General features: G+C 60.7%; 20 protein-coding genes. 9 read left to right on the top strand and 11 right to left on the bottom strand.

What is annotated here, in order from left to right:
- Positions 1 to 83 precede the first annotated feature (83 nt).
- Entirely contained in the window at positions 84 to 1,277 is a 1,194-nt protein-coding gene (locus KUV86_RS14805; RefSeq protein WP_222485324.1) for an O-antigen ligase family protein, read from the top strand.
- Here KUV86_RS14805 and KUV86_RS14800 read toward each other — a convergent pair.
- Both KUV86_RS14800 and KUV86_RS14795 read right to left on the bottom strand, forming a co-directional pair.
- Complete coding sequence (locus KUV86_RS14800; protein WP_222485322.1) at positions 1,272 to 2,573, bottom strand: PIG-L deacetylase family protein; 1,302 nt, start codon at positions 2,571 to 2,573, stop codon at positions 1,272 to 1,274. The two genes, KUV86_RS14805 and KUV86_RS14800, sit on opposite strands and share 6 nt — an antisense overlap.
- The gene (locus KUV86_RS14795) at positions 2,557 to 3,744 is read right to left on the bottom strand and encodes a glycosyltransferase (RefSeq protein ID WP_222485320.1); all 1,188 of its coding nucleotides are present in this window, start codon (positions 3,742 to 3,744) and stop codon (positions 2,557 to 2,559) included. The genes KUV86_RS14800 and KUV86_RS14795 overlap by 17 nt, the downstream gene beginning before the upstream one ends.
- 324 nt (positions 3,745 to 4,068) lie before the next feature.
- On the opposite strand from KUV86_RS14795, the gene KUV86_RS14790 reads away from it, so the two are divergent.
- Both KUV86_RS14790 and KUV86_RS14785 read left to right on the top strand, forming a co-directional pair.
- A complete protein-coding gene (locus KUV86_RS14790) occupies positions 4,069 to 5,220 on the top strand; it encodes a glycosyltransferase (RefSeq protein ID WP_222485318.1) in 1,152 nt (383 codons plus the stop codon).
- 39 nt (positions 5,221 to 5,259) lie between these two features.
- Positions 5,260 to 6,423: a glycosyltransferase gene (locus tag KUV86_RS14785; protein WP_222485316.1), complete on the top strand. Its 1,164-nt coding sequence runs from the start codon at positions 5,260 to 5,262 to the stop codon at positions 6,421 to 6,423.
- Between the two features lie 33 nt (positions 6,424 to 6,456).
- Here KUV86_RS14785 and KUV86_RS14780 read toward each other — a convergent pair whose 3' ends face one another.
- A complete protein-coding gene (locus KUV86_RS14780) occupies positions 6,457 to 7,155 on the bottom strand; it encodes a lipopolysaccharide kinase InaA family protein (protein WP_222485314.1) in 699 nt (232 codons plus the stop codon).
- A 4-nt stretch (positions 7,156 to 7,159) separates the two neighbouring features.
- A complete protein-coding gene (locus tag KUV86_RS20090) occupies positions 7,160 to 8,269 on the bottom strand; it encodes a glycosyltransferase (RefSeq protein ID WP_222485312.1) in 1,110 nt (369 codons plus the stop codon).
- Positions 8,270 to 8,461: 192 nt separating this feature from the next.
- Here KUV86_RS20090 and KUV86_RS14770 point away from each other — a divergent pair, with 192 nt between their 5' ends.
- Positions 8,462 to 9,460 (top strand): NAD-dependent epimerase, encoded by a 999-nt coding sequence (locus KUV86_RS14770; RefSeq protein ID WP_222485310.1) that lies wholly within the window; start codon positions 8,462 to 8,464, stop codon positions 9,458 to 9,460.
- A gap of 145 nt (positions 9,461 to 9,605) precedes the next feature.
- The gene (locus KUV86_RS14765) at positions 9,606 to 10,952 is read left to right on the top strand and encodes a UDP-glucose dehydrogenase family protein (RefSeq protein WP_222485308.1); all 1,347 of its coding nucleotides are present in this window, start codon (positions 9,606 to 9,608) and stop codon (positions 10,950 to 10,952) included.
- A gap of 192 nt (positions 10,953 to 11,144) precedes the next feature.
- On the opposite strand, the gene KUV86_RS14760 is transcribed toward KUV86_RS14765, so the two are convergent.
- Complete coding sequence (locus KUV86_RS14760; RefSeq protein ID WP_222485307.1) at positions 11,145 to 13,067, bottom strand: putative bifunctional diguanylate cyclase/phosphodiesterase; 1,923 nt, start codon at positions 13,065 to 13,067, stop codon at positions 11,145 to 11,147.
- A gap of 333 nt (positions 13,068 to 13,400) precedes the next feature.
- On the opposite strand from KUV86_RS14760, the gene KUV86_RS14755 reads away from it, so the two are divergent.
- Positions 13,401 to 14,231: a 2OG-Fe dioxygenase family protein gene (locus KUV86_RS14755; protein ID WP_261397658.1), complete on the top strand. Its 831-nt coding sequence runs from the start codon at positions 13,401 to 13,403 to the stop codon at positions 14,229 to 14,231.
- Positions 14,232 to 14,417: 186 nt separating this feature from the next.
- Here the strand turns inward: KUV86_RS14755 and KUV86_RS14750 are convergent, their stop codons facing one another.
- The 6 genes from KUV86_RS14750 to KUV86_RS14725 all read right to left on the bottom strand — a co-directional run bounded on the left by KUV86_RS14750 (position 14,418) and on the right by KUV86_RS14725 (position 22,470).
- Positions 14,418 to 15,536: a pyridoxal phosphate-dependent aminotransferase gene (locus KUV86_RS14750; protein ID WP_222485305.1), complete on the bottom strand. Its 1,119-nt coding sequence runs from the start codon at positions 15,534 to 15,536 to the stop codon at positions 14,418 to 14,420.
- Between the two features lie 146 nt (positions 15,537 to 15,682).
- Complete coding sequence (locus tag KUV86_RS14745) at positions 15,683 to 17,191, bottom strand: FAD-binding oxidoreductase (protein ID WP_222485303.1); 1,509 nt, start codon at positions 17,189 to 17,191, stop codon at positions 15,683 to 15,685.
- The gene (locus KUV86_RS14740; RefSeq protein WP_222485301.1) at positions 17,188 to 18,912 is read right to left on the bottom strand and encodes an ABC transporter ATP-binding protein; all 1,725 of its coding nucleotides are present in this window, start codon (positions 18,910 to 18,912) and stop codon (positions 17,188 to 17,190) included. Before KUV86_RS14740 ends, KUV86_RS14745 begins: the two co-directional genes overlap by 4 nt.
- A gap of 3 nt (positions 18,913 to 18,915) precedes the next feature.
- Entirely contained in the window at positions 18,916 to 19,749 is an 834-nt protein-coding gene (locus tag KUV86_RS14735; protein ID WP_206938050.1) for an ABC transporter permease, read from the bottom strand.
- Positions 19,746 to 20,726, bottom strand: coding sequence for an ABC transporter permease (locus KUV86_RS14730; protein WP_206938052.1), 981 nt, complete (start codon positions 20,724 to 20,726; stop codon positions 19,746 to 19,748). Before KUV86_RS14730 ends, KUV86_RS14735 begins: the two co-directional genes overlap by 4 nt.
- 130 nt (positions 20,727 to 20,856) lie before the next feature.
- Complete coding sequence (locus KUV86_RS14725) at positions 20,857 to 22,470, bottom strand: ABC transporter substrate-binding protein (protein WP_222485299.1); 1,614 nt, start codon at positions 22,468 to 22,470, stop codon at positions 20,857 to 20,859.
- Between the two features lie 194 nt (positions 22,471 to 22,664).
- Between KUV86_RS14725 and KUV86_RS14720 the strand changes: the two genes are divergently transcribed.
- The 3 genes from KUV86_RS14720 to KUV86_RS14710 all read left to right on the top strand — a co-directional run bounded on the left by KUV86_RS14720 (position 22,665) and on the right by KUV86_RS14710 (position 25,661).
- Complete coding sequence (locus KUV86_RS14720; protein ID WP_308126708.1) at positions 22,665 to 23,372, top strand: GntR family transcriptional regulator; 708 nt, start codon at positions 22,665 to 22,667, stop codon at positions 23,370 to 23,372.
- Between the two features lie 147 nt (positions 23,373 to 23,519).
- On the top strand, positions 23,520 to 24,785 hold the full coding sequence (locus KUV86_RS14715) for an ArgE/DapE family deacylase (protein WP_222485297.1): 1,266 nt from the start codon (positions 23,520 to 23,522) through the stop codon (positions 24,783 to 24,785).
- A 192-nt stretch (positions 24,786 to 24,977) separates the two neighbouring features.
- Positions 24,978 to 25,661 (top strand): lysozyme, encoded by a 684-nt coding sequence (locus KUV86_RS14710; RefSeq protein WP_222485295.1) that lies wholly within the window; start codon positions 24,978 to 24,980, stop codon positions 25,659 to 25,661.
- Positions 25,662 to 25,822: the final 161 nt, after the last annotated feature.

Below are 25,822 nucleotides of genomic sequence, written 5' to 3'. Positions count from 1 at the left end.
GGCTTTTTGGGGTCTCAGTGCTCGCTCTCTACGCTTTCTTCAGGGTGCTGTTCCCTTCTGTTGGGTCTACAGCAGAGACGTTGATGGCGTTGTCGGGACTATTGGCTGTTCTGGTTTTTGGTCAGGGTATTCGTCGCAGCTTCGTCCTTTGGATTTTGCTGGCGGCAGTTGCGGCACAGATTTTATCATGGTCGCTTGGTGTTTTTAGTCACCCAGACTGGATGGCCGATAATCCTCGCATTGACCGTTTGGCCAAATTGTTCATTTTTATCGCTGTCGCGTGGTGGCTAGGTGGAAGTACGCGCAACGTGCTTTCATTGTGGTTGTTGGCAATTTTGGGCCTGCTGCTCGCCAGTGTAATTCAGGGAGATGGAATTGATGAATGGCTAAAGGGCTTTAGTGGGGAGCGAGTTGGATTCGGTATTCGCAATGGCCAACACGGGGCGATGCTGTTTGGTGTTGTGCTCCTGGGCATGGCTGTATTTACTCCTCGGTGGCTTCGTCCAGGGCCATGGCGTGCCTTTAGATGTTTGGCCTGGAGCGTTTTGTTTGTACTATCGGTTATTGCTGTACTGATTGGCCAAACACGAGCTATCTGGCTTGCGCTGTTGGTTGTTTTACCTTTGGTGTGTGGTGTTTTCTTGTATGTTTCCAATGTTGCTAAATATAGAGTGATCACTTATAGAAGTGTTTTTCTATCGCTTCTTGGTCTGAGTGTGGTTCTGCTAGGCGCTGGTTTATTCCTAAAAGAGCCGCTGCTTGAGCGTGCTACTAAGGAATCTTCAGTGATTGGCATGCTGCTGCAGGGAAAAATAGACGAGGTACCTTACACAAGCATTGGTATTAGGATTCATTCTTGGCAGGCCGCCTTTGAGTGGATCGAGCAACGCCCTTTTGTTGGTTGGGGTGGAGAAGCTCGTGGCTTGGTAATGGACCATACACCTTGGTTGCCAGACCACGTCAAGGAAAAATATGGTCACCTACATAATTACTTCCTCGAAGTATGGGTGGCTTATGGTTTAGTAGGCCTTCTAGTTGTAGGTGCGTTAGCTTTCTGGATTGGTTTAGCTACATGGCGATCGTGGCGTGCTGGTGTGCTGCCTGGAGATATGGCTTTATTTGGCTTTGGTTTTTTTGTCTATTGGATTATTGTTAATCAATTTGAGTCTTATAACTCCTTTTGGACAGGTGTATATGTACACAACCTTGTAGTTGGTGGATTAGTGACACACTATTGGCGTTTACAGGCGGGTCATAATTCGCAGGTGCCTTCATGATGTTAGGTTTTGAGGATTTCTTAGGTTGATCATACCGAACACCTCATGGGCCTTCACATGGGTCTGAAAGTAGTCGTGACCGCCGTACTCTTTCCACTGCTGGGTGGGTACGCCGCTCAACCATCGCATTAGCCGCCGTTTCCAGCGCCTTTCAAGCCCTGGCTTGCCTCCAAGATCATGCATGGAGTGCAATGCCAGGGCTTTTTGTTTCTGGGTTTCCAGGTCTAGCCGTGTGCTCATTAGCCGCCATTCGCCAAGTCTGGATGCTGCCAGCTGGATAGGCCATACGCCGGCAGCGGCGTGAGCCGGGCCTCTTGGGAACCCTCGGGTGCTCTTTAGGTGGTTGGCATACAGCAACATCGTCTCTGGCGAGTGCTCGCTTTCTTGCATAGCGGCAAGAAGGTGTTCGGTGGCGGCTATGTGGTCTGTGTGGGGATCTAGCTCAGGGTGCGGTGTGATAACGGTGGTGGGTTTGATCTGGTTGAGCAGAGCGATGAGGTCTTGCTGCAGGCAATGCCCTGTGTTGATTGCCTGGCCGTCGCTCGGTAGTACCAAGTGATTCCATCGGCGAAAGGTGTCCGGTGTGACATCGCCCGCGCTGTGTGAAGGCTGTGGCACGTCGGGGTCTGCATAAAGTGCATCCAACGTGTCATTGAAGTAGCCAAGCATCACCAGTTGCTGAGCAGGGACGCCTGCCAAAAGAGGTGTTGTAGCGCTGTTCCAAGTCCGGATGAAGCCTTTACGTCGTGATGCTTCCTCGAGGCTACCATCCATTTTGGGCCAGTACTGCTTGTCGAGCTTCTTGAGCCTCTCCCCGGGGGTAAGGGTAACAATCCATGTATTTTTGGGGTGCTGGGCGTAGAGGCCGAAGGCGGCAAGCTCCGCGTCATCGGGGTGGGGCGCGATGATAAGAATCGGCCCGCTATCAAGATCAGGCTGCGTGAACCCTAGCAGCCTTGCTTGGGTTTCGAAGCGCAGGTGCGAGAGATCAAGCCGTATGTCCTCCAGGCTGCTTATGCCTGTCAGGTTGATAAGGCGTCTGCCTGCCTCATTAGGCTCAAGATACTGTGTGAAGAGAGCGATACCGCCCTGGTGGATTGTTACCGCGGGGAGCTTCCAGCGCGAACTCGCGCGATAGCTGACGTCCAACATCCACGTGGTGCTGCTGATGCTCGGTAAGCCCGGTTGAGCCCGTCGTCCTGTGCTGTCTACAGTCAGGTGCCCGTCGCTATCGATTGTGGCCGTATATTCCCAGTCAGGTCTCAGGGGAAGCTGGTGGTCACGTTGATGGGGCATAGAGCACGTCCGTTGTCTCAGGGGCCAATGCTACAAGATCGCTGATGATCCTTGGGGCTTCAAACGCTTTTACCATCGAGTCGTCGATCGTTACCGGATCCGTTACTGCCTCGCGCATCTTATCGGCGAGCGCCTCGACGGTTGGCGCGGCGAGCAAACGTGCCTGAGGTCCGGTTAGTACCTCGCCAATACCCCCTGGCACATCGCAGGCAACGCATTGGGTGCCCAGCGCCAAGGCTTCTATCAGCACAATGCCCAGGCCTTCAAAGTTGGAACTCAGCACAAGGGCGGTCGCATCCTTTATCCACGGGTAGGGGTTGTCCTTCTGGCCAAGGAAATGCACCTTGGCGGCGAGCCCCAGTGCCATCACCTGGGCTTCCAGGTGTCGGCGTTCGGAACCATCACCAATGATGACGAGGTCGTGCTCAAGCCCCTGGTTCACGGCCTGATGGTAGGCTGCAATCAGGCGCTGTTGGTTCTTCACCGGCACCAGACGTGCGACGTGCAGCAGATAGGGTTTGTGTAGGTGAAGATCCTTATCGGCGGTGGCCATTCGCCTGATCGTGGATATGGGGACTGCGTTGTAAAGAATCTCGCTACGCAGCGGTGTGACGCCCTGGCGCTCCAGGTATTGACCTACTTCCTTCTCGACCCCGCGAGAGACAAACAGCAGCTTCTTATCCTGGTAGAGCGCTCGTGCCAGCCAGCGGCCCTTTACATCGGCGGGGAAGCGTCCGGTGACCGCTTCTACCACGCGCCAGGTGCGCTCATCGTCAAAGGCCCACAGGTTCTCGAAGGCGCCCTGACCCCGTATCAGTAACAGGTCAAAGTGCCCGTAGGTGTCCTCCAGGCCACCGATGTAGCGCTTGAATTCCTGAGAGCAGCGCTTGCCCCGCCAGATAAAGCCAGACTGCTTGATAAGTGGGGTTAATAGCAGCTTGTCGGCCAGGTGACACAGTCGACCCAACCCCTTGCGGCTGGCTCTATCCACGTCATGGTGGTGGGTCTGGAAGGGGGCATCCGAGGGGAGGGCGCTGGCCCCTTTCAGCACCAGCAGGTGCGCCTCGTGTCCTGCGCTCTCCAGCGCGGTCGCCAGGGTCTTGGTGGCCTGTTCGATACCGCCGATGCCCATGCGTCGCAGCACCAGTAGAACGCGCTTTTTATTTGCCATCTTTCACCGCCTAGCCTGGTAGGGCTTTCCTTGTGTCAGAACCTATGCGGCGGCCCAGCTCAGACGTTTCGGTTGGCTTTCGCCACAAAGTGTTCATACAGCAAAGTCTAGCAAGCCCACAGGGGGTCGCGTCTCGGTGGAATGAGGCCTTCGCGTGTTTCAGCAAATTCACATATAGCGAGTTGCCGTTGTGTCGAGGGCGGTGGTGTAGCGGATGCTGGCAGTACCGCGAGCCGTGAGTGATCGGCAGGAAGGCTCGATCACGCATAGTGATCTGTGTTCTCATTAGCCTCTTTTCGTTGGCAGGTGGACAAGGCGCCTTTCATGAGAACGCTGGTGGTAGTGAGATCGCTCAAGATGGGCGGTATGGAGAGGGTGGCCGTCAACCTGGCAGACGCCTTCCATGAGGCTGGCCATGAAAGCCATCTGGTCAGTTTTCGTAAGGTGAAACGCCCCCTGGCTCCGGAGCACGAAGGTGTGACGGTGCACCATCTGCCACTGCAGCAGCGGAACCGCCTGACGCTGATTGGCTATGGTCTTGAGGTGATCGCTCGCTTGATTCTCAATCCGTTGCTGGGAAGGGCGCTGTTCCTGGGCAATGGGATCATGGGTGGTGTCGTGTTTCGCCACTGGCTGAAGCGTTTCGAGAAACAGTACGGCAAGGTGGATCGCATCGTGTTTCGGGGTATCGGAACCTTCGAACTGGTGTGGAGCTTCAGCGACAAGCGGGCTCGCTACGTGTTGGAGAACATCTTTCACCTGAAGGGGACGAGCCGGCGCAGAATGCTGTTTGCACGCTGTCTGTATCACCGCCGAGATCTCGTCGCGGTGTCTGAGGGGGTGGCCGACAGCCTGCGTGAAGCGCAAGCGCTGTGGATGTTTCGCCCGCGATCCTTGTCGGTGATCCCCAATCCTTGCCCCATTCGTGCCATTCGCAGGTCCATGCACGAGCACAACCCGCAGATACCTGAGCAGCCCTACCTGCTGAATGTGGCCAGGCTGGTACCCGCTAAGGGCCATGACTTGCTGCTGCGCGCTTATGCCTTATCAGAAACCCAGATGCCGCTGGTGCTGGTGGGCGATGGGCAGGAGCGGGAAACGCTGGAGCGCTTGGCGGAAGAACTGGGTATTGCTGAGCGAGTCATCTTTGCCGGTAACCAGCAGAATCCCTACCCTTGGATGCATCGGGCCAGACTTTTCGTATTGAGCTCTCGCTTTGAAGGTATGGGCATTGTGCTTTTCGAGGCACTGGCCTGTGGAACGCCTGTGCTGTCAGTGGACTGCCCTGGCGGTGTGCGGCAGATTCTCAAGGGTGAGCTAGAGAGCTGCCTGGTAGAGCGAGAGGCTTCGTCACTGGCGGAGGGGATCAACCAGGCATTGGCGAGCCCGAAGCCGGCCATCCGCGACGCTTGGCTCCAGGACTTTATGCCGGAGAGAGTGGCAGCTGCCTTTGTCTCAAGTCCCTCGGATGTCTAGGTGGTCGGTCGCGTGTTTTCTAGTAGGGAAGATTGAGGTGTGAGCAAAACTAAAGCCATAGGTTGTGCGGCCCCCTCGTTATGCGCCGTGCACACCAGACGGGTACTGCTCGTTATCGATCACCTTGATTCGGGCGGAGCACCGGTGGTCGTGCGTGACTTGATCGTTGGCATGGTGGGTGCTGGGGTTGACGTTACCTTGGTACTTCTGAGCGACCGCCAGCGCCATGTGCTTCCGTCGAGTGTCAAGGTCATAAAGCTGCCGTACGTGGCTGCTGGCGTTGTCGCAAGGCAGCTCCGCTACCGTCACCATGCGCGTATGCTTGATGAGTGGCTTTACAGAGACGCCGGGAACTTCGATCTAACATTTGTGCATCTTCACCGTGCACATCAGATCGTGTCACGCTCGCATCTTGCTAATACTGCTTGGTATTGCTTGCACTCAGATCCTGTGACTGAGTTTCTAGGCAACAAGTCTAGGGTAGGGGGCTGGTTGAAACGTCGTAAAGTACGGCTTCTTTACAACCGTAAGCGTATCGTGACAGTGTCACAGGGCATCCTAGCCCGCCTTGAGAGTGAGTTTCGCGTTGTCCCTACACGCGGTCTTTCGATTCATAATCCCGTAGATATTGCCCGTATTCGATATCTTTCATCGCTGCCGGTTGATGATGCACCAGATGATTTTTTGTTGTTTGTGGGCCGATTAGATCAAAGGGCCAAGCGTTTTGATCGGTTGCTTGATGCATACCGAGATAGTGGCGTTACCCTTCCTCTGGTCTTGATTGGCGATGGATCAGCGGCTCATGAGGTGACCACAATGATCCGGGAGAGGGGATTGGAGGAAAGGGTGTGGCTGATTGGCGCCCGTGATAATCCCTTTGCCTATATGGCGAGGGCCAAAGCCCTGCTTTTGAGCTCCGACTATGAGGGGTTCTCTCTGGTCCTCGTTGAAGCTCTTGCCTGTAAGACTCCTGTGGTAAGTGTTGACTGCCCGTCAGGGCCCGCCGAGATATTGACCGGAAAGCTGTCCAGGTGGCTGGTGCCACTGAATGACCGAGCCGCGTTTGCTCAAGCGATCATTGATGTCGTCGTAACACCTCCGGTTATTCATGACGATGCTTGTCAACGCTTTGATGTTTCAACAGTGGCGAGCAGATACTTAGATCTTGGAGGCGATGACGGAGCTCCTGTGCATGCTCAGTGAGACGTCATGCTTGGCCAGTGAAGGTGCTAGTTGTCACCACCGGTGTGTTAGATAGTCGGCAACCCACTGTTGGTATTGCTCTCCATGGAACTTCCTTGGTGATAAGGTGCTAAGCAGTGCACCTAGTCGCCTTCTAGAGAAGGCGGGCATAGGACGCAGGTGTGCGTCTATCCAAATCAGTTGCTGGTTTGGGCTGACGAGAAGGTTATTGAGGTGAAGGTCCCTGTGTAGAAAGCCTGCTTTTGCCAATTTGAGAACATCTTTAGCGATGATTTCCAAAAGTGAGTATCGGTCAGTTTCAGAGCCGTTGAGGAAGAGATACTCCCCAGCTGTTGCTCCTTCCACTCGTTCCATCAATAGCAGCGACGCGTTGCGATTGCCTGGGTTCAGGCTGACGCCCCATCCATGGCAGCGGGGTGTGGTTAGCCCGGCGTTGTCCAGAATACGCATGCTCAGGTATTCCTTTCGCGCGTCTGACTGGGCCAGCCAGCGTTTCTCGAGGTAGTCGCGGGTCAACCATTTGAAGGGCTCGAGCTTCTTCGAGAACTTGTCCGGTACGACCTTGGCCAGAATCCTGCCGTCCTCAGAGACGAAGAAGCGACTTGAGCCCACTGCCTCGAACGCTTCCGTCGTGGTTGTCTGAGACAGAGCCAGGCGCTCGGGCAGCCCCTGTGTATGAAACATCAGGTAGCGGCGGCGCCGATCGTTAAAGGGAATATCCAGCAGCTGCATGGTGTTACGCCTGCTTGCTGACGTGCAGGGATTCGAACTTCGGCAGCACGTTCTCTTTCAGGAACTGCTGGTAATGACGGGGCTCGATAGTGACGGGAGCCGAGGCCATGCGGGCCATGGCATTGGCTAGTCCATCTTCATCCTCGCGGTCGATCAGAAAGTCGCTGAGTTCCTGGGTCAGGATCTCCTTTGGGCCGCTGGGGCAGTCAACGCTGACCACCGGTGTGTGCAACAACAGCGCTTCAATCAACACTCGTGGCAGCCCCTCGGCGTCAGAGGTCAGCACCATCGCCAGGGCGTGGCGAATAAAGGGGTAGGGGTTGGCGGTATACCCGAGCAAATGAACGTGTTCACCAAGGGATAGCTCGTCGATCAGCGCCTTCACCGTCGCCTCATTCTCCGGCTTGCCTTTGCCCAGCAGCACCAACGGCGTGGTGAGCTCGTGCTCGTCACGTGCCTTGCGGTAGGCCCGCAGCAGTCTGTCCTGGCGTTTGCGCGGCTCGATGGCCGCCACGGACAGCAGGTACTCCCCCTGGCGGATGCCTGCCGGTAGGGTCAGCGTCTCCGCCGCCATCTCGACAAATGGCTCGCGCTCGTAGGGGTTGTAGATGGGGATAATGGTCTCGGCCTCGAGGCCGACGACATTCTCCAGGTTTTCCTTGACCCCCTGGGACACCGCGATGACCTTGCGCCCGCCGTAGAAGCGCCTCACCTTGTCGAAGGCCTTTTCCCTGGCCTCTGGCTGGCTGAACTTGGCACTGACGTCGGACTTGATCCAGAAGTACAGGTTGTCCCGGTCCAGATGTCGCGTGATCTTGTCGCAGGAGCAGGAAATCACGACCTCTGGTCCCCAGGCGTCCAGGGCTTTGCCTATCTTGCGGGCCTGCCATTTCTCGGTCAGCGTGGTGGAGGTCGCCTTGGTAAAGCGCGTGACCACTGCCAGGTTTTCGATTTCGAGGCCCGGCGGCAGGCGATGTTCCACCTTGTCGCGCAGCGTGAAGACCTTGACCGCGTGGCCGCGCTGGCGCAGCTGGTCCGCCGTGTACAGCAGGGACTTCTGGGCACCGCCCCCATAAAGGTCTTCAATGACAAAGGCGATGCGCTGTGATTTCACGGGTGGCTCCTGCAACGGGTGGGTCTCGCGTGCTGATGTCGACGCGAATGCTATCATAGCCACTGTCGAGATGGTCGCTAGATGAGCATGTCATGATCGTCATATGCCTTTTGCGGAAAGTGCTCGACAGATGGCTGACCTCGTACCCCGTTACCGGGTTACAATGGCGCCGCACTTGGCAAGGACTCTGCGATGAAACTCTTGATTACCGGTATGGCGGGCTTCATAGGTCATGCCGTGGCGAAGCGGCTTAGTGGCGCTGGTCATAGTATTGTCGGTATCGACAACCTCAACGACTACTACGACGTTGCCCTGAAGCAGGCGAGGTTGGATGATCTGGCTTCATGCACTGACGTTGCCTTTCTCCCATTGGACTTGGCTGACCGCGCCGGCATCGCGACGCTGTTCGAACGCGAAGGTTTCGATCGCGTCATCCATTTGGCTGCCCAACCTGGGGTGCGGTATTCGATCGACAACCCCCACGCCTATGTCGATGCCAACCTGGTGGGGCACCTCAATATCCTGGAAGGATGCCGTCACAGCCGGGTAGAGCATCTAGTCTATGCCTCCTCCAGCTCGGTGTACGGCGCCAATGATAAGGTCCCCTTTGCGACTGACGACGATGTGGACCATCCCATCAGCCTGTATGCGGCCACCAAGAAGGCCAACGAGCTGATGTCCCACACCTATTCACACCTGTATGACCTGCCCACCACTGGGCTGCGGTTCTTTACCGTTTACGGCCCCTGGGGGCGTCCCGACATGGCCCTGTTCAAGTTCACCCGGGCGGTGCTGAACGGCGAAGCCATGGAGGTCTACAACCACGGCCAGATGTCTCGTGACTTTACCTATATTGACGATATCGTTGAGGGGATTGTGCGTGTGCTGGAGGTGGTGCCGACGCCAAGAGGCAGCACCGAGGTCACTACGGACACCGCGTCTGCGCCCTACGCCCTTTACAACATCGGTCATGGTAGCCCGGTATCCCTAATGGACTTTGTGCGCGCCATCGAAAAGGCGACGGGCAAGCAGGCCATCTGTGATTACAAGGACATGCAGCCGGGCGACGTGCCCCGTACCTGGGCGGATACCGATGCCCTCTACCAGGCCACGGGCTATAAGCCCCAGGTGCAGGTAGAAGAGGGCGTTCGTCACTTTGTCGACTGGTATCGTCAGTTCTACGGCGTGTAGACCCAATTTTTGTAGATTCGTCGTTGGCTTAGTAGCGAGCAATGCATCAGGTCAATAGACAGTCGTACCCCCTTCATGGTGATGCCAATTGCAGAACGAGATTGCTATGCTTGGGCCATTGAAAAAAAGCAGCGAGTGATAGGGAATGAAGATCACCATTTTTGGCACCGGTTACGTGGGGCTCGTCACTGGCGCTTGCCTAGCTGACGTTGGTCACGATGTCGTGTGCATGGACGTGGACGAGAACAAGATCGCTCGCTTGGAAGGTGGTGAGATCCCCATTTTCGAGCCAGGCCTCGAGCCGATGGTCAAGGCCAACGTGGCGGCGGGCCGACTGGTCTTTACGACGGATGCCAAGACGGCAGTGGACCACGGCACCCTGCAGTTTATCGCTGTCGGCACGCCGCCGGACGAGGACGGCAGTGCGGATCTGCAGTATGTGCTGGCGGTGGCCAAGACCATCGGTGAGCATATGCAGGATGACAAGGTGGTGGTGGACAAGTCCACCGTACCGGTCGGCACCGCCGACAAGGTCAAGGCCATGGTGCAGTCCCAGCTCGATGCCCGCGGCGTGGCGTTGAACGTGGACGTGTGTTCCAACCCCGAATTTCTGAAGGAAGGCGCCGCTGTAGAGGACTTCTCCCACGGCGCACGTATCGTGGTGGGTACGGATTCCGACAAGGTCAAGCAGCTGATGCGGGAATGCTACTCCCCGTATATCCGCCTGCAGGAAAAGCTGATGTTCATGGACGTGCGCGCGGCGGAGCTGACCAAGTACGCCGCCAATGCCATGTTGGCCACCAAGATCAGTTTTATGAACGAGATTGCCAACCTGGCGGAGCGCCTAGGGGCAGACGTGGAGCAGGTACGCCGCGGTATCGGCAGCGACCCGCGCATTGGCTACCACTTTATCTACCCCGGTTGTGGCTATGGTGGGTCCTGCTTCCCCAAAGATGTGCAGGCTCTGGAGCGCACCGCCCGTGAGGTCAGCTACCAGGCAGAGCTGCTTGGCGCTGTCGAGGCGGTTAATAACCGCCAGAAGCAGACGCTGTTTACCAAGCTGGCCACTGCCTTTGATGGTGATCTAAAAGGGCGCACCATCGCCGTGTGGGGGCTTTCCTTCAAGCCCAATACCGATGATATGCGTGATGCGCCTAGCCGCACCCTGATGGAGGCCCTTTGGCAAGCCGGTGCCAAGGTCCAGGCGTATGATCCTGAGGCCATGCGTGAAGCCCGCCGTATCTACGGCGAGCGTGAAGAGCTGATGCTGGCAGGGGATCGTATCCAGGCAGTGAAAGGTGCCGACGCCCTGGTGATCTGCACCGAGTGGAAGGAATTTCGCTCCGTCGACTTCAGTTGGTTGAAGGAACAGCTGGCAATGCCCGTATTGATCGATGGTCGCAACCTTTACGACCCGGAGATCGTGCGCCAGGCTGGGTTGATGTACTTTGCAGTAGGGCGGGGCGACTCTCTGGTTGAGGCTCCGGTCTGACAAAGTGTAAGCAGCGTTCGGGATCATTTTTGGGCTCTCAGGAGAGGATAGAGAGGCCAATTGCTTAATGGGGAGGCGTCTTTGCTCCGTGCGGAGACGTCGAGCACATCTGAAGACTGAACAGCAGGCCTCATAGTTTTAGTCACAGTCCCGTTAGGGATTGCTAAGCAGCAAGCCATTATAGCTGTACTCTCAGTTGTATTTCGCCCCCGTGCTAGTCCCTGTGTTTCCCTCTCTGCTGCCATGGACTCCACTGCTTGTTTTGCCGCTCAGCCCCAACGGGCCTGCTCGCAGCAGTCGTGCGATGCTGGCGGCGTCGGTAGGGCGGTGGTAGTAGTAGCCTTGCAGCAGGTCGCAGCGCATCTCCTGTAGCAGGGCTTCCTGCTCGGCGGTCTCGACGCCTTCGGCGATGACTTCAAGGCCCAGGCGGTGGCCAAGAAAGATGCTGGCTTCCATGATGGCGCGGTCCTTGGGGTCCTGGGTGCACTCGGCCACGAAGGTGCGGTCGATCTTCAGCGCCGTGACGGGCAAAAACTTCAGGTAGCTCATGGAAGAGAAGCCTGTCCCGAAGTCATCGATGGCGATCTTGTAGCCCTGGTCATACAGACAGCGCAGGCTATCCAGCACGCTCTGGCCGGCCTCGATCAATACGTTCTCGGTCAGCTCGATGCCAATATCCAGGGGGCCGAGCCCGTAGCTCGCCACGCAACGGGAGCACTCCTCAAACATGCCCGGCATCATCGCGTGCCTGCCCGAGATATTGATGTCGACCCTGACCCGCCTTAGCCCTTGCTGGCGCCAGCGCTGTTGTTGCTGGCAGGCGTGATGCAGTACCCAGTCTTCCAGTCGCGTGATCAGCTCGCTGCGTTCGGCCACCGGAATGAATTCCCCGGGGGAGATAAACTCGCCTTCCGCGGTGGTCCAGCGCAGCAGCGCTTCCATGGAGTCGATGTAGCCGCTGCTGGCGGACACCTGGGGCTGATAGGCCAGGCTTAGCTCGCCCTCCTTGTCAGCCTTGCCATCCTGGTCCAGCAGGCGCTGCAGGCTCGCGGCGATCCTGTGCTGGCGCACCATGGCCGCGTGAGCCTCAGGGCTGAAGAAGCGGTAGGTGTTGCGGCCTTCCTGCTTGGCCCTGGTCTTGGCCGCATCGGCGTTACCGACCAGTTCCTGTACCGCGCTGCCATTTTCTGGATAGAGGCTGAGCCCGACCGATGCATTGATGCGCAGCTCCCGGTTCTGGATGCGCATGGGCCTGGCGATGGTCTCAAGAAGCCGGTCGGCCACCTGGGTGGCGTCGTTGGCTACGTCGACTCGTGGCATGGCCAGCACGAATTCATCGGTGCCAAAGCGTGCCAGCAGGTCGTGGCTGCGGCGAAAGGACTTTAGCCGCCGGGCCGCTTCCTTGATGACCTTGTCCCCGTATTCGTAGCCGTGTGTGTCGTTGATCTCGTTGAAGCGATCCAGGTCGATAAACAGGATCAATAGGCTGTCATCATGTAGCCGGCATTCTTCGAGCATACCCGCCAGGTCATGTTCGAAGGCGTGGCGGTTGGGCAGCCCCGTCAAACGGTCAAAGCGGGTCATGTAGTCCAGGTCGCGGCGGGCCTGGCGTTCGCCAGCCAGGTCGATGTCGATACAGAACATCAGCGGGTTGTCGCTGTCCTGGGCGAGCATCACGTGGTGGGAAAAGACCGGCACGGTGGCGCCGGAGCGATGCTTCAGTTCCAGTTCTTCCGGGGGGATTTCGGTGCCGTGGCAGACCCACGCCTGATGAGCGTCGATGACCGCAGACACCATGGCATCGGGAATCAGCAGCTCTTCCAGCCGGCGGCCAAGGGCTTCCTGCTCGCTGTAGCCATACAGTGCCTGGCTGGCGCTGTTCCAGTAGATGACCCGACGATCACGATCGTACCCCTGCACGGCCACCCGCGAGAGGCTCATCAGCAGCTCACGGAAACGCCATTCACTGAGCGTCAGTGATGGAAGCGCCGGCGCCTCGCCTTCGTTCTGGCTCAGCCGCTGATCGCGAGCCTGCCCGCGACAGTCCTGCTCGGCGATGCCCTGCTTGGCGCGAGGATAGGGTGGAAGTCTGTCACCGATGTGCAATGGCGTCATACCCCTGTGCGGTCAATCACGACGTAGTGGCGGAAGCGAGTGGCGGAAGAGATTGCGTCGAACTGCACACGTTGTAATGGACATGCATATGTAGCAAGTGTCGTACAGAACGTCCCGAAGCGCGACCTAGGACGGTATCAGGAACATGAAAAGTGAGTTTTACCATGCCGGCGGCATGGGTGGCGATACCAGTAAAGCGGTAGGGTTTTAGTCTCCGGTTTTGCGTACAAACCGGCATTTGACCGGCCCCAAGGGCCTCCACATGATCCTCGTTGTTGCGTAAGCAACATCCATGAAATGCGCGTGAATGCGCATAAAAACGAGGAAAATGTCATGAAATCAATCAAAGAGATGAACGTAGGCCGCCATTTGGCGCTGGTGGAAGACGCCGGTGCGATACAGGAATGGTATGAGACGCCTGCTGCTGGCTATTGGGAGTCATCGGTCCACGAAGAAGTGGCTTCTCAGTCCTGGAGCAAGACGACGCTGGCGCGGATTGAGCTAGCCGAATGGCAAGCCTTCGTGGCGGATCTACCCCGTGACCCCTACGTCAACCAGCGTTGGAAGCGGATGTCCTGGCTGCACCTGAACGATAGCGGTGAGGTCGAGACACTGGGTGAATGCCCGATGGCCCAGGGAGGTCGCTTCAATGATGCGGCCAGCATGGCCGATCGCCTGCGTTACTACGAGCCGCTGCTGCCGGCCTTTACCGAGCGTGAGGACGTGAAGGCCTTCATCAAGGCGTGGGCAGAGCTGTGGGAGTTGCCGGCCAGGTCACCCATCCTGATGCAGATCACCGGGGTGAGAGGGGACGGCTGCGTCGACCCGCTGCAGGGGCAGGGAATCCACGCCGACGGCTGCAAGTACCTGAGTATCGTGGTGCTCAGCCGTGACAACGTAGAGGGCGCGGTCAACACCCTGTACCTGGACAAGGCCGGACAGCAGGAGGTGGGCCGCATCACCCTGGCCCCGGGTGAGATACTGCACTTGCGCGATGATCAGCTGTTCCACAGCGTGGACAGCATCCGCCAGTGTCGCGAGGACGCCCCGTTCGAGCGCTTCATCATTATCATCAACGCCTGCTTTGTGGACGAGTTCCAGAACCGCATGCTGCGCAGGCACTTTCCCGACGCCACCCTCAACGTGGCGGTACACGACAGCTGAGCAACCTGTTCGCCCAAGCCGGTGCGGTTGGCTGAACGCACGCCTTTGCGTGAGCGTTAGCCGTTTGGCACCGGCGGGCGGCAACCACTCAAGGAGGTAGCCCCTGACGTCATCGCCGATGGGCCTGTGCCCGTCGGCGATGATGCTGTGGGTGATAGCCTTCTTTTAAAACCTGTCAGCAGAGGCTCAGCGAGCTTGAATCGCCTGCTCGAGCCTGGCCAGGCGGCCCGGCTCCAGGGCGTCGGCCACTGCGGTGATGCGCAGCACGTGCCCCAGCGCCGGGTGCGCGGGTCGCGCGATCAGCTTGCCCTCATTTAACAGGTCGGCGTGAACCTGGCGCGCCGTGTCGGCGTCGGCCAGGCGTATTCCAATGAAGTTGGTGCCGCTTTCCAGTACGTCGGCCCCCAGTGCCTTGAAGTGTTCTGCGAGGCGGTGACGACGCTCCAGCACCGCCTGGATGTGTGCGTCGGTCTCATTCTGGTGGTCGAGCACCACCTCGGCGGCGGCCAGACTCAAGGTGGACACCGCATAGTGGATGCGCACCTTCATCAGCATCGCCAGGGTGTCGGGTTCGGCGATGGCGTAGCCAACCCGCAGGCCCGCCAGGCCGTGGGCCTTGGACAGCGTCCTGCACCGAATCACCCCCGGCAGGGCGCGGGTAAAGGCGGGTTCTGCCGCATCATCCCGAAAGTCATGGTAGGCCTCGTCGAGCAGCAGCCAGCAGTCCTTGGGCAGCTCTGCTCGCAGCCGTTCGACTTCTGCCACGGGATGGACGTGGCCCGTGGGGTTGTCAGGGTTGGCCAGGTACACCAGGCGAGCCTGATGCTGGTGGGCGGCCTCTATCAGTGCATCGATGTCCGGTGCCAGGGCGTCGGCGGTTTCGTGATAGTCGACTTCCACCAGCCGACACCCCTGGCCCTGGGCGAAGTAGCCAAAGGTGGGGTAGGTCCCGGCGGAGCTGACCACGGTAGTGCCGGTGGGCGCGGTGGCCCGCAGTACCAGCGCCAGCAGGCTGTCGCAGCCGGCATCTACCAGCAGGGTATCCAGCTCGAAGCCATGCAGGCGGCACAGGCGTTCACGCACGGCCAGGGCTTCCGCGTCGCCATAGCAGTAAACGTGTTCGGCCATGGCATCGCCGAAGGCGTCACGCAGGGCGCGATGTGGCATGTCGAGCCCCTCGTTGGAGCCGAGGCGATGAGGGATCTCCTTGCCGATCCGGCGCTTCAGCACCCAGATGCCTGGGAAGGGATTGTCCGGTCCCGGGGTGTAGAGGTGATCAGCGAAGGCGGGGGTGTCGGAGGCCATAACGTATCCTATAGAGGTTCCTGTCGTAGGTAGCAATAAGCTTTTGAAGGAATGAGCTTTTGGGCAATAAACGTGGATGCTTGAAAGCCGGAAATCCAAGAGCCGGGCATTTAAGAGCTGGTGTAGCTAATGTATCGACCAGGTCGTCAATGATCCTGGGCGGCTGTCCATGGCACGACCTTGTGTCGGTTGAGCAGTCCCAACGGATCGAGGCTGCGCTTTAACGTCGCCATCAGCGCCAGCTCTTCTGGGCTGCGCGAGATCGACAGCCAGTCGCGCTTCTCCAGCCCGATACCGTGTTCGGCCGAGATCGAGCCCTGCCGGTCGGCCAGGGGACGGTACAGGCACGCTTCCACCCCGTGGCGAGTCTCGGCATCGTTGCTGCCGACGCCCACGGACAGGTGCAGGTTGCCGTCGCCCAGGTGGCCGAACACCGCCAGGCGCGCCTGGGGCCAGCGTGCGGTCAGCGCCGACTCGACCTCGTCCACGTAGTCCTGCATGGCGGCAATGGGCAGGCTGATATCGAAGGCCATCAGCGGAGACAGCGCCTCCACCAGGCCTTCGATGTCATCGCGAATCGCCCACAGCCGCTCCCGCTGGGTGTCGGACTGGGCGATCACCGCATCACTGGCCCAGCCCTGTTCGAAGGCGCTTTCCAGCGCGCTCTCAAACTGTGCCTGGTGGTGCGGCCCATCGCCGGACAGGGAGTCCACCAGCGCGTAGTAGGGTGCGTCCAGCTCCAGCGGGGCGCTATGGCGGCCATTGGCGGTGATCAGCGTCAGATGGTTGCGCCACATCGCCTCGAAGGCCGCCAGGCCGCCGCCCAGTCGGTCTCGCAGGTGTGCCAGCAGGGCGGTCATGGAGGAAAAATCCGGACAGGCGATCAGCGCCGTGCGAGCATCCGACAGCGCCGGCTGCAGGCGAAGCACGGCGCGAGTGACGACGCCCAGGGTACCCTCGCTGCCGATAAACAGCTGCTTGAGATCGTAGCCTGCGTTGTTCTTGAGCATCGGGCTCATGGCGCTGATGACCTGACCATCGGCCAGCACGGCTTCAAGCCCCAGCACCTGCTGGCGCATCATGCCGTAGCGGATGACCCGGTTGCCTCCTGCATTGGTGGCGATGTTACCGCCAATGGTGCAGCTGCCGCGGGCTCCCAGGTCGAGAGGGAACTGCATACCGACCTCTCTGGCTGCCTCCTGCACCTGCTGCAGCGGTACGCCCGCCTGCACGGTGATGGTCCCGGCCAGTGGGTCCAGGTCCTCGATGCGGGTTAGCCGTTCCAGCGACAGCACCAGCTCGTCCGGCTCTGCCTCGGCGCCGTGGACCAGGCCGGTCAGTCCGCCGTGGGTGACGACGGGCTGGTGCACCTGGTGGCACAGCGTCAGTACCTCAGCCACTTCCTGCGGCGTGCCGGGCCGGACGACGGCAGCAGCCCGGCAGGCGGCGCCGCTCAACCAGTCCACCTGGCGGCGGGTCACGTCCTCGCCGGTCAGCACCTGGTTGTCGCCGAGCCGTTCTCTCAGGGTGGCGAGCAGCGCGTTTCTATCCTCGGCGGACGCGCCCACCGAGGAGGACGCTGGGGACGAAGGCGACGCAGAGGCCGAAGAAGAGGCTAAGGCAGAGCCGGAGAGAGGAGATGTCGCTTCCGTCATGATGAATAGGCCTCCTGCTGGCTGCCGCTACTTCCTTCGTTATGGTTGTCGCTCTTTTGTTCGCTCTCTCTTTCAAGATGACTGTCGTGACTGCTTCCGTGTTCGCTCTTGCGCCCAGGGATCGCTGCCAGCAGTTCCTTGGTGTAGTCCTCCTTAGGGGTCAGGAAGACCTCCGAGGCGGTGCCCTGTTCGACGATGCGGCCGCGCTGCATGACGATGATCCGATCGCAGATTTGCGCCGCCACGCGCAGGTCGTGGGTGATGAACAGCAGCGACAGCGAGAAGCGCTGCTTGAGGTCCTCCAGCAGTTCGAGCACCTGAGCCTGGATGGACACGTCGAGGGCAGACACGGCCTCGTCGGCCACGATCAGCTCGGGATCCAGCGCCAGGGCCCTTGCGATACCGATGCGCTGGCGCTGGCCGCCGGAGAACTCGTGGGGGTAGCGGTCTGCGCTGCCGCCGAGCCCGACCAGTTCCAGCAGTTCGTCGGCCTTGCTCAGGGCATCGGCCTTGGGCACACCGTTGGCGATGGGCCCCTGGGCGATCGCCATGCCCACCCGAGTGCGCGGGTTGAGGGAGGCATAAGGGTCCTGGAACACCATCTGTATCCGGTGGCGCTGTTGGCGCAGGGCATCGCCGCTCAGCGCCGACAGGTCTTCGCCTCCGATCAGGATTTCACCGCTGTCAGGACGCTCCAGCCTGACGATGCAGCGTCCCAGGGTCGACTTGCCGGACCCGGACTCACCGACGATGCCGATGGTTTCCCCCCGGGACAGGGTAAAGCTGACGTCGTCCAGGGCGCGGACTTCCCGAGACGGCTTGAACAAGCCCCCGCGAGAGCGGAAGACCCGATTCAGCTGGCGCACCTCCAGCATGGGCGCCGGTGGTTGCGACTCGCGCCGGGGTGGGGCGGCGTCGGCGGGTATGGCCTCGATCAGCGCTCGGGTGTAGTCATGCTGCGGATGGTCGAGGACGTCGTCTCGGCGGCCCAGCTCGACGATGTGCCCCTGACGCATGACACAGACGCGATTGGCGATCTCGGCCACGACGCCAAAGTCATGGGTGATGAATATGACTGCCATGCCGCGTCGCTGCTGCAGCTCCGCGATCAGCGAGAGAATCTGTGCCTGGGTGGTCACATCCAGGGCCGTGGTGGGCTCGTCGGCGATCAGCAGCCGCGGCTCCAGTGCCAGCGCCATGGCGATCATCACGCGCTGGCGCTGGCCTCCGGACAGCTCGAAGGGGTAGGCGCGTATGGCGCGCTCCGGCTGGGGCAGGCCGACTTCCTTCAGCAGCTCCAGGGCTCGGGCCTGACGCTGCGCGGGTTTCAGCTCTCCGTGGGCCTCGAACACTTCAGCGATCTGGTCGCCGATCCGCATCAGCGGATTGAGCGCGGTCATCGGCTCCTGAAAGATCATGCCGATCTGCTTGCCGCGCAGGGCCCTGTGACGCTTGTCGTCCAGGCTCAACAGGTCGATGCCTTCGAACAGGATGCGCCCTGCGGTGGCACGCACGCCCTTGGGCAGCAGCCCCATGATGGTATTGGCCGCCATGGACTTGCCCGAGCCGGACTCCCCCACCACGCAGAGGATTTCGCCGGGGCTGACGTCATAGCTGAGGTCTTCGACCGCATAGTCGCGGTCGGCCCCTTGGGGCAGGGCAACGCTGAGGCCTTCGATGCGCAGAATGGGCGGCGTGCTGTGGTCGTTGTTGGTCGCCATGGTTCAGCGCTCCCGAGCCAGTTTGGGGTTGAGGGCGTCGTCCAGTCCCTCGCCCACCAGGTTGAGGGCGAGCACCGTGAGCAGGATCGCCAGGCCAGGGAAGAACGATAGCCACCAGGCCTGGCGAATCACCGTGCGTGCGGCGCCGATCATGTAGCCCCAGGACATCACGTTGGGATCCCCGAGACCGAGGAAGGACAGCGACGACTCCAGCAGGATCGCGGTGGCGACCATCAAGGACGCCAGCACGATGATGGGCGACAGGGTGTTGGGCAGGATCTGGCGCAGCATGATCTGCAGATTGCTCTGGCCGACCAGGCGCGCGGCCTCCACGTATTCGCGCTGGCGCAGGGACATGAATTCCGCACGTACCAGGCGCGCCACCGGTGGCCAGCTGACGATGGCAATGGCCAGCACGATGGAGGTCACGCTGGGCTGCATGATCGCCACCAGGACGATGGCCAGGGCAAAGTTGGGAATGGTCTGGAAGAACTCGGTGAAGCGCATCAGCGCATCGTCGACCCAGCCACCGTAGTAGCCGGCAATGGCGCCCAGGGGCACGCCGATGGCCAGGGCAACCGCAGTGGAGACCAGGCCGATCAACAGCGACACCCAGGCACCGTGCATCAGCCCGGCGGCAACATTGCGTCCCATGGTATCGGTGCCGAGCCAGAAGCCTTCCTGGGCCATGGGCGGCAGAAACGGACGCTGGACCATGCGCCAGGGTGACTCAGGAAACAGCAGCGGGGCGAGTACCGCCATCAGGATGATCGCCCACAGGATCAGCAGGCCCACGAGGGCGCCTCGGTTCTGGGCAAAACGGGCAAAGAACGTCATGCGGCAGCCCCCTTGATACGTGGATCCGCCAGGCGATAGACGAGATCGGTAAGGATGTTGAACAGGATCACCAGGGCGGCAGAAAAGAAGAAGATGCCCAGCAGCAGGTTGTAGTCGCGTTGCATCAGTGCCTCGTACATCAGGCGGCCGATGCCGGGCCAGGCGAACACGGTCTCGGTGAGGATCGCGCCGCCGACCATCTGTCCGGCCTGTAGCCCGGCCAGGGTGATGATCGGCAGCAGTGCGTTACGCAGGATGTGACGACGCTGGATAACCCGCGGCGCCAGGCCCTTGGCCCGGGCGGTCTTGACGAAGTCCTGCTGGGCGGCGTCGAGCATCGAGGCCCGGGTCATGCGGGTGTAGATGGCCATGAAGAACAGGCCCAGCGTGGTGGCTGGCAGGACCAGGTGCTTGGCCACGTCCAGGGCGTAGGCCAGCCCCTCCAGATTGGCACCCACGGTGAACATGCCGTAGGCGGGCAGCCAGTCCAGGTACACCGAGAACAGCACCACCGCCATCAGCGCTACCCAGAACAGCGGAGTGGCGTAGAACAACAGCGCCAGGGCCATGATCAAGGAGCCCGAGGCCTTCTTGACCCGCATGGCGGCCATGGAGCCGGCCAGGATACCCAGGCCCAGCGACAGCACAAAGGCGGTGCCGGTCAGCAGCAGGGTAGCCGGCAGGCGATCCATAATCAGGTCCAATACCGGCATCTGCTGGCGATAGGAGTAACCGAAGTCCAGGGTCAGGATGCCGGACACGTAGTGCCACAGCTGAACGTACATGGGCTGGTCCAGGCCAAAGCGCTCGCGTAGCTGGGCGATGAAGGCCTCGTCCGCGGCGCCGGCTTCACCCGCGAGGATGGCGGCGGGGTCGCCGGGGGCGAGCTGGATCAGCACGAAGTTGAACACGACGATCATCAGCAGCACGACGGCTGCCTTGATCAGGCGCGACACAATAAGTCGGGCGTAAAGCATGATGGGTTCTCGCGCAGTCATTCGGGGCCGCGGACGACCCCGTCATCTGGTCGGGAATCTGGCCAACCACCGGGCCGACGAGCAGCTCGTCGGCCCGTTTGGGTGTGATCAGTGGGTGATCCGTTGGCGATCAGTCGGCGATCCAGGCGTCCTTGAAGCCGTCATTGACGCCCACCGCCGATGTCACCAGGTCATTGACATTGCAGCGGTAGATGGTGGGGAAGCCGAGCTCGAGCAGCCAGCCCAGGGGAGCGTCCTCCAGCAGGATGCGTTGCACTTCGTGGTAGAGGCGCTCGCGCTCGCTGTCCGGGTAGGCGGTGGCCGCACTGTTGAACAGTTCATCGACCTCGGGGGTCTGGTAGCCTTCCACGTTATTCCAAGGCGAGCCTTTCTCGGCGTTGGTCGACAGGTAGGTGCGCGAGATGCCGAGCGCCGGATCGCCGTACTGATACAGGTAGGTGAAGGCCAGGTCGTAGTCGCGCTCGCCCAGGCGCTGGTTCCAGCCACCGACGTCGGTCGCCTCGGTGCGCACATTGATGCCGACTTCCTTGAGGTTCTGCTGAACGGCTTCGGCCCAACGATTCCAGGTCTCGCCATAGGGCAGCGGCAGCAGGGTGATCTCTTCGCCGTCGTAGCCCATCTCATCCAGCAGCTGCTCGGCCTTGTCGGGGTCGTAGGCGTAGCCGTCGAGATCCGGGTCATTGAACTTGGCGTTGGAGCCGAAGGGGCCTGCCGGCACTTCGCCCATACCGTTCCACAGCACGTCACGGGCGAACTCGCGGTCCATGGCGTACATCACTGCCTGGCGGAAGCGCTTGTCGGCGGTCGGTCCTTCGCGGTTGTTCATCCACAGCATGGCGAAGGGACTGAAGTACTCGTGGCCCTTGTCCGTCACGCAGGTGTTGTCCATGGCGGTCAGCCGGGGCACGTCGAAGTTCTCTACCGTTCCGTAGGGCAGCACGTCCACGGTGCCATTCTCGTAGGCGACCGCACGGGAGGCGCCGTCGGGGATGATGTGCCAGTTTATCCCGTCCAGGTAGGGCAGGCCCTCTTCGTAGTAGTCGTCGAAGCGGGTGAGCTTGATCACGGTGCCACGGTCCCAGCTGTCGAACTGGAAGGGGCCGGTGCCGATGGGGTGATTGTTGGCGTCGTTGTTGCGGAAGTCGGTGCCCGCGTAGATGTGCTCCGGCACCATGGTGAAGGTGCCTGCCTCGAAGGAGATCAGGAAGGGGCCGAAGGGTTTCTTGAGGGTGAACACCACGGTGTGCTCGTCGGTCGCCTCGATGCTCTCCACGTGCTCCAGCACGGCACGGGCACTGGGATTGAGCTCCCGGTGGAAGACGTCGGCAGAGAACACCACATCGTCTGCGGTGAAGGCCTCGCCGTCATGCCACTTGGCGTTTTCCTGCAGGTAGAAGGTGTAGGTCAGGCCGTCTTCGCTGACGTCCCAGCGTTTGGCCAGCTGCGGCATCGGCTCCATATCGGTGGAGTAGCGCAGCAACCCCTCGTAGATGTTCCCTGCCACGGTGCGCGTGGGCGCGTTCTGGATCATGCCCAGCACCAGGCCGGGGGGCTCCGGCTGAATAATGGTGTCGATGACACCACCGCGCTGGGGCTGTGCCGACGAGCTGTCGGTCGTGTCCTGAGCCAGGGCCGAGGAGGCGGGCAGGGTGGCGGCCAGTCCCAGAGACACCAGCGTCGAGGTGATAAGGGGAACGGCGAAGCGGCGAGACGTCGCAGACATGGGGCACCTTGTTAGCAGTTGTTATGAGCGATTGTTGTCAGTGGCTGTTTTAGAACCTAGCAGTGCTGATCCAAACTGTCGACAGTCGTCAATCGACTGTTGTTGATGGGCGACTCCGTGCATACTGGATCGGTACGGTACCCGCTGTGCCAGCTTCCTGGGCCAAGGCCCACGCTTCAACGCAAAGGATGACCATGCCTTCAGATGCCTACCCCGCCCCCTTCGTGATTCAACGCAACCTGGTGGATCAGGTGGTGGATTACCTGACCGAGTCGATTCTGGCGGCGCGCTTTGCGCCGGGGGAGCGGCTGTCAGAAGCCGGACTGGCTAGCGAGCTGGGCATCAGTCGTGCGCCGGTGCGAGAGGCCGCCAGGTTGCTGGAAAGCCGCGGGTTGCTGGTGTCACGGCCACGACGTGGCTTCTTTGTGCGCAGTCTGGATGTGGCGGAGCTCAACGATGTCTTCGACCTGCGCATCGGTCTTGAGCGACATGCCTTCGAGCGGGTGATGCTGCGTTTTGATGAGGACATCGAGCAGAGCCTCAAGCAGCAGATCGAACGGTTGTGTGACGTCGCCTCGGGTCACGATGAGAGTGCCAAGATCGAAGAGGATATTGCCTTCCACCGGCGGGTTTTCGAGCTTGCCGGCAATCCCCGCCTGCTGCGTGCCTTTGACGACCTTAGCTTCGAGCTGCGGCTGTGTATCACGCTGATCACTCGCACCCACGACACCCCGGAGAGCATCGCGGCGTCGCACTGGCGTCTGCTGGATGCCCTGCGCAGTGGCGACCCGGAGCGTTGCCGCGAAGAGGTCGACTATCACATTGGTGTGGCGCGTGATTCCGTGATCGAGCGCCTCGCCGACGGCCACAGCAGCGTCAACCACTCAAACAACCACCAGTGAGATTGATGTAGATCAATCCCTGCTAATTCCGCGGTTCCACAGGCTTGTGCCCATCCTGCACGAAAGTGCATAACTGGTGTGCGAGATGGATCATCGGCACCGGCCTGGCCGCTTCGACACTCATCTCAACCTTGGATACTTCCGCCAATGACAACGCCCCTATTGTCTGCTGAGGCGCTGGACGCCAACGAGCAGCGGCTGCTCGATGTGTGTGACGAACTGATGCCCGACACCCTGGCCCTGACGTCGGACCTGGTGCGCGAATACAGCGTGCTGGGGGCTGAAACCGGTGTCTTGCAGGTGATGGAACAGCACCTGCTGGGCATGGGCCTCACAGTAGAGCGGGTGCCGCTGCCGGATTCTCCGCCAGGCGCTGCTGACGATCGCTACAACCTGGTGTCGGTGATCAACGGTACATCGAATCGGCCGCACCTGATCTTCAACGGGCATCTGGATGTGGTCCCCGCGGAGCCTGTGTCGATGTGGACTAGGTCGCCGTGGGAGCCGTGGCAGCAGGATGGCTGGCTCTACGGACGCGGCGCCGGTGACATGAAGGCGGGCATTGCCGCCATGGTTACCGCAGTGACCGCCATGCAGCGGGCAGGATTCGATATCCGCTTTCCGCTCACGCTGCAGACGGTCATCGAGGAAGAGTGCACCGGTCACGGGGCGCTGGCCTGTCTGGCGCGGGATGGACGGGGGGATTTCGCCCTGATTCCCGAACCCTTTGGCGCCACGCTGACCACTGCCCAGGTCGGGACCCTGTGGTTCAAGGTGACGCTGGAAGGGGTGCCGGCCCACGTGCTGGACACCTCTGCGGGCAGTAATGCGATCGAGGCCATCCAGGCGGTGATCGCGCCGCTCAAGGCGCTGGAAGCCGAGCTGAATGCCGGGCGCGAGGCACCCTATGACGCCGTCGAGCACCCGTTCAACTTGAATATTGGCCGCATCGAAGGCGGCAACTGGGCCTCCAGCGTGCCCTGTCATGCCACCCTGGAAGGGCGTATCGGTTTTCCGCCGGGGGTGGCAGCGGAGGAGATCATGGACAAGGTGCGCCAGTGCGTCGACGCCGCGCGAGAGGGCATGGGGCCTGGGATTTCGGCACCGGAGGTCAGTTTTCATGGGTTCCGCTCCGAGGGGCACCAGGTCAACCTGGATCATCCAGGCGTGGCGCTGCTGGCGGACTGTCATCGGGCCCTGACCGGTGAGGCATTGCCGTCGGTGGCATTGACCTGCACCACCGACCTGAGAGCGTTGAACCGCCATGGTATCTCTGGCACGTGCTATGGCCCCGTGGCAGAGCGCATCCATGGCGTGGATGAGCGGGTGGAGATTGCGTCCATTCGTCATACCCTGCGGGCCTATGCCTTGTTCCTGTATCGCTGGGGGCAAGCGGCCGATGGCGTTGCCTAGCCGAGATCCGTCGACCTGAGATCTCGCTGCGCGCACGTTCCTGCCGAGGCCAGTGGGGTTGATCTGGGGCGGGCACCGGACATATCGGCGCCGTGCCGTTACATAACCTTGTCCTGAGTCGGGATGGCTGACGTCGTTGACTGTCACCCTGCGGGACATGGCTTCACGGAATGAAGTGCGCAGGAGGATGCCATGGTCACCCAGGCAGGGAGTAGTGAAGGGCGCGAGCAGCAGGACGTCGCCTACACCGGTCGCCAAGATGAGGCCGGTAGTGATGACAAGGATGGCAGCCGTAGCTGGCCGCTATCGCTGTATGACGAGCTGGCGGCGTACATTCAGCCGCCCCCCAGCAGGCTGAGCCCGCGTGGCCGGCGATGGTTGATTGACGCGGAAGGGTGTCGCCTGTTGCCCTATCACGACCTCACCGGTGAGACGATCGATGAGTGGCAGCCCGGCGCCACCATTGGCGTCGGTCACCTGATCGAGGAGGGGCAGTGGTCTCGGTTTGCTCGGGGGATCGACCTGAACTGGGCGGATTCGCTGCTGCGCCGGGATCTCCAGGACATCGAGCAGGGCGTGCTGGCGCGGCTGGAAGCGTGCCGTCCCTGGGTCGGGGCGTCGGGGCTCGGGCAGCATCAGTTCGATGCCATGGTGCTGCTGGCGTTCAATATTGGCGTGGGCGCCTTCAGTCGGTCCTCCCTGGCCAGCATGCTGTGTGATCCCACTGTGGAGACGCCCTATGCCACCCTTGAAAACGCCTGGCTTGCGTGGAATCGAGCAGGTGGTCAGGTGCTGGCTGGCCTCAAGCGTCGACGTGCCGGCGAATGGAGGATCTTCAGCGCAGCGGATTATGGACCGGCCATCGGTAACGACTGACCCTGGGACTTTCTGTCTGCCTAGCCCGCCAAGCATGGGTTGGGTGCACGCGCTGGGTGCACAAGCCTGGTGTACGTGTAGGCCGTGAGTGGCGCCGAGCGCGCTCGTCCCTGGCCTGGGTATCGCGCTGGGGCGGGCGACCCGCCAGGGAGTCGAGCAAC

This window comes from Halomonas sp. DP8Y7-3 (assembly GCF_019801675.1).
Classification (GTDB): Bacteria; Pseudomonadota; Gammaproteobacteria; order Pseudomonadales; family Halomonadaceae; genus Halomonas; species Halomonas litopenaei_A.
The sequence above is the reverse complement of the archived record's forward strand: the minus strand, read 5'-3'. Positions and strand labels throughout refer to the sequence as shown.